The following is a 4,698-nucleotide window of genomic DNA, read 5'->3' on the forward strand; positions in this document are numbered from 1 at the left end:
TATATTGAGGGAAACCATCAATGTATTAAAAAAAGATCAGGGCATCGATTGGCTAAAACTGAGTATTCCGTTAACTGAAGTCCATCCTGTACGATAGAGAAGTCCACTCAATCCGCTTATGAAGTCCACTATTTTATAAATATAAATACGTAAAGAAGTCCACATAAAAACACGGCTATTTAAACCGTGCTTTTTTACTATTTGGATCTATTCAATTTTGAATATGTTTCTCTTAATGACTTTCCATGAAGTGTGATCATATAGGAGGAATTGACGATGCGATCCAGTATCGCATCTGCGATTGGACCACCATCCAATGATTGATGCCATCCATCAAATGAATACTGGCTACAGAAAATAGTTGATTTTTTGTTGCACCGTTTTTCCATCAGCTCTAATAAATCACTTCGTTCTGTTTCGTTCGTTGGCTTCAATAAAAATTCATCCAGTATAACCAGATCATACTTACCGAGCTTGTTCAGATATTCGTTATACTTTCCCTGTATCCTCATTTCTTCAAATTTTGAGAAAAGTTCTGGTAAACGGATATACAATACCGTTTTTCTGTTCCGACATGCATGTACTCCCAGAGCGTTGGATAACCAGGTCTTACCGCATCCAGATGCACCTACGAATATTATATTTAATCCGTTGTCGATATATCTATTGGTTGCCAGTTCTTCCATCTGGGAACGGTTCAATTGTCTTTCAGGATTATAGTCAATAGATTCTAAGTTCGCTGTAGAATCATAGAATTTAGCGTTTCTGATATTTTTCTCTATCGTATGATTGATTCGACTGTCATATTCCATATCTATCATTTCGCCAAATCTTTCATCGAACGATAGCTGGCTGTAATCAGGATCGGATGACTGCATTTCATATCGTTCCGCTATGACCGGTAACTTCATTTGTTTGAGTTTCATGATCAATTCTTTTCTATCCATTCCGTTTTCCTCCATAATAGTCTTTCCCTCTCACAAAGGCATACTCGACGGTCTCCTTTTGAGAAGTTTGGGTTTTCTTCTTCCTGTCTTGATTTGACTGCAGTATCATTCTAATATTTCTATAGCTAGGCTGGCTGATGTGCTCCAACGCCAATTGACACGCATCTTCCAGTCTAGTCTTTCCATATTTATCCGATAATTTCAGAAGGGACATACACCCCTTATAGGCCTGTTCCTCCACTTTATATCGGTTGAATAATTTCTGGACGACTGTCGTTGTACTTTCACCGATTGAAGCGGCCCATCGTATAAAACGGTCCTTGTTCCAGAGGAATCTTTGATGGTTTTCCGGCATATGGCTCTCATTGGTTGAATATTGATTGATCCGTCCATAAAGACGATCATGGGAACATACCTGGTTCATCTTATAGTAGACGGTCACCGAACGTTTTGTGAGTTTCACATCCACATAATGACCGACATATTCATAGGGAACGGAATAGTTCATTTTTTCAACCGATATATGATAATTAAGCTGGACTTTGGCACGCTTCCATTCACTCAATTCAAAAGGGTATTTCGGTAAAGGTTTCATAAATGGAAATTCTTCATCCATGTAGACCGATTTTCTAGAGCCTTCCTTCTTTTGAAAAGGTTTTGAATTAAACGTATCCAATTCTTTGAGTATCGCTTCATTCAGTTCTTCGAATGAAAAAAACTTTCGATTTCTAAGTTTTCCAACGATAGCTATCGTACAATCTCCGACCGCGCCCTCAACCGCTGCTTTATCTTTCGGCCTACGTACTCTGGTAGGAAGTATTGTCGTATCATAGTGATCTGCCATTTCCTGATAGGACTTGTTGAGAATAGGATCTTCATATTTTCTGTTGGAGATAACCCCGGTTTTCAGATTGTCGGGGACAAGTAATCGGGTAACACCTTCAAAATACCGGAAAGCGTGGATATGGCAATCGATCCAGTCGCCGATCTTCATGCTCGGACAGGCACGGACATAGCTGTACATACTGAATGGAAGGGTGGCTTCAAATAGATAAGCAGTGATTCTTTCACCGGTGTACCGATCATAAATGTACATACATGTTCCATTCCAATCCACCATCATCTTATCGCCTGGCTTGTGATTGATATGCATGGTCAGGTTGTGCTTTTTCACGTGATCACGATATCTTTCACAAAAGTAACTGTACTGATAGAAAGGGACATTGATGGACCGACAAGCATCTGCATATTCTTCCCACAACAGTTTGATCGTCGTGCCGGGTTTCAACAGTTCCTTATGAACATAGTCGAAATCCGGCTGTTTGATTGACAGATTGATTTTCACCTCTTCTTCGAACAATAATTTTTGGACATCGTATTCACTAAGATCTTGAATAGATGACCAACAGATTTTTTTAGAGTCAGCGGCATTGAATATTTTTCTAACTGTATCTCTTGATACTTTTGTGGCGCGCGCAATATCTCGCTGACTATGGTTTTGAGATCTCATTTCCAAAACCCTTTTAACATCTCGCATAAAAAAACACCTCCGATTCCACAAGATATTAAAATGCGATAAGCATCGCATACATATCTTATAGAACAAGAGGATAGAATAAAACCAGGCTACGCCACTTATAAATGATCATGATAAAAAATTTAATTTCTGATGGACTTGTATAACGAATCAAGTGGACTTCGTCACCGTAATACATGGACTTATTTTACCGTATTGAGTGGACTTCTCACTCCGTAATAATCATGTAGCAATCATTAATCAGATTTATACAACTCGTAGTTGCAAAAATCTTATTGGGGGGTAAAATTTACTTAAGAAAATTAAAGGAGAAAGTAATAATGCAGAAAATGAAAATGTTATTCTCATTGGCTTTAGTCGCTACAATGGGAATGGGACTGGCAGGATGTTCCAGTTCTGCAAATGAAGAAGAGACAACTAAAAAAACAGAAACAGTGGAAGAGGAAGAAGTAATCAAATTGCCAACAGAAATAATGTCGGCCGAGGAAACAATGCAGTTGACTGCAGGTACAGAAATAAAACTTGAAGACCTTGAGAAAATGCCTGATGAGGCTACCTTAGAAGAAAATAATTTAATGACGACTTATAATATTGTCAGTTCGTTTTTAGATGAAAATGGAAAAAAAGGAAAAGAAATAGAGATGCAAGAAGGTTCAGGTGTGTATGAATATGATGAACATGGATATAGAGAACAAGTAGGCTCTGATGGAAAAACTGAAACAATTCAAATAACTGGAATAACCATTGAGGAAATAAAGAATCTTATTTATAACAATGATGGGACTATCACTAAATGTTTTGTTGATGATTATGATCAAGAGATTCGTGGAGGAACCGTTGTTTCAGAAAAGCTGTTAAATGAACTAAAATGAGGCGAACTATATCGTCTCTTTTTTTGCATTTAAATATGAAAAGAAAAGCGAATTCTAGAATATAAATGAATAGGTACTAATTCAAAAATTCGCTTTAAATTGTCATTATTTTGGATTGGCAAATACCACTCCCTTATAGATGCTATTGAGCTGTGGAAGAGTATATGTTTTAGTTTGCCAGTCTGTTTTGGCTTCTTGGAAGGTATTGGTTCTTCCATCAAGATTACCTTCTTGGATGGTGATGTTTGTTCCATCCCATGCAATCACAATACCAACATGATTATGTCCAACACCAGAGAAGACAGCACCTGCCTTTGGTGTATTGGATTTAACAAATTTATCTGGGTGTGCTGCAACGAGCTGATCTACACATTGCGTACCGTCTCCAGTAAATCCGGGGCTGTACCCATAGATTTCATAGAATCTTCCCCAGGCAAACCAGGTGCATTGACCAAATAATCCAAATTGACTGTAATAGTTATTCATACCCCAAGCCTTCATATTTTCAAAGTTAGGTTCTCCTCGAACATTTCCAAATCCAAGCCCGACATAACGCATGACGTTATCCACATAATCTGGATCTCCATACACGTTGGTTCCCAGCTTTTGTTTTTGCATATCCGAGAATAGTTGTGCATTAGCCTTGGAATATCCTCCAAAATTGGTGATGGCCCATGAGATATAACCGTTTCCATAGTTGTATCCTTGTAAGGCTAAATATAGTTTTTCTGTATCAAAAGGATCTTTGACTTTTGCCTGCTTGATGCAGTTGGCAAATGTTTTAACACCAACTTCGATGGAATATTCAGGATCTGTGATGCCGTTAGGAACTCTTGGATACTTCACGTTAAATCCGCTTTCACTAGCCTGCATAGGATCATTTCCTTTACCGCCCGATTCTTGCATCATGATGGCTTGAAGTATTGTTACATAGTCTTCAATATCGTATTGTTTGGCATATTTCTCAATGGTTTCGGTATGGGCAAGGACTTCTTCACTTAAAGAAGCCGTTCCAGGCAGTATTACAGAACTTGATGAAAAAGCGCTAAATACACCAATAAATAGCGCAATAACTAATAATAAAATCAATCCAATTCCAGCCCAGACTAAAGAAGGCAAAGCCGTCACTGCTTTTTTGACGGCTATAAAAGTAGTTTTGATTACTTTTACTCCTGCATCTTTAACAGTAACGGCTGTGTTTTGGGCTTCTTTTGCTTCTTTGATTTTTCGTTTATGTTTGGCAACATTAAGCTGACGCATTTGTTGGGCAAACTTCTTATCTTTTAATGAAGAACGAGTAGGAGCAGGATGCAGGATCGCATTTTCATTGATGATTGTTTCC

At 38.1% G+C, this 4,698-nt stretch carries 4 protein-coding genes; 1 reads left to right on the top strand and 3 read right to left on the bottom strand.

Annotated elements, in window-relative coordinates; all coding sequences use genetic code 11:
• Positions 1–197 precede the first annotated feature (197 nt).
• Complete coding sequence (istB, locus tag Q0K03_RS07125) at positions 198–947, bottom strand: IS21-like element helper ATPase IstB (protein ID WP_195376463.1); 750 nt, start codon at positions 945–947, stop codon at positions 198–200.
• Positions 940–2,484: an IS21 family transposase gene (istA, locus tag Q0K03_RS07130; RefSeq protein WP_297239018.1), complete on the bottom strand. Its 1,545-nt coding sequence runs from the start codon at positions 2,482–2,484 to the stop codon at positions 940–942. The genes istB and istA overlap by 8 nt, the downstream gene beginning before the upstream one ends.
• Before the next feature lie 320 nt (positions 2,485–2,804).
• Between istA and Q0K03_RS07135 the strand changes: the two genes are divergently transcribed.
• Positions 2,805–3,356 (top strand): hypothetical protein, encoded by a 552-nt coding sequence (locus Q0K03_RS07135; RefSeq protein ID WP_297239019.1) that lies wholly within the window; start codon positions 2,805–2,807, stop codon positions 3,354–3,356.
• A 105-nt stretch (positions 3,357–3,461) separates the two neighbouring features.
• Here the strand turns inward: Q0K03_RS07135 and Q0K03_RS07140 are convergent.
• Positions 3,462–4,698 (bottom strand): lysozyme family protein (locus tag Q0K03_RS07140; protein WP_297239020.1); only part of this gene is annotated, 1,237 nt, incomplete at its 5' end.

Origin of the sequence: uncultured Faecalicoccus sp., assembly GCF_944327125.1 — a bacterium.
Taxonomy (GTDB): Bacteria; Bacillota_I; Bacilli_A; order Erysipelotrichales; family Erysipelotrichaceae; genus Faecalicoccus.

Bases quoted from the DNA above. Each gene is read 5' to 3' on its own strand.
- Q0K03_RS07135 (WP_297239019.1), top strand. From the start codon at position 2,805: ATGCAGAAAATGAAAATGTTATTCTCATTGGCTTTAGTCGCTACAATG.
- istB (WP_195376463.1), bottom strand. From the start codon at position 947: ATGGATAGAAAAGAATTGATCATGAAACTCAAACAAATGAAGTTACCG.
- istA (WP_297239018.1), bottom strand. From the start codon at position 2,484: ATGCGAGATGTTAAAAGGGTTTTGGAAATGAGATCTCAAAACCATAGT.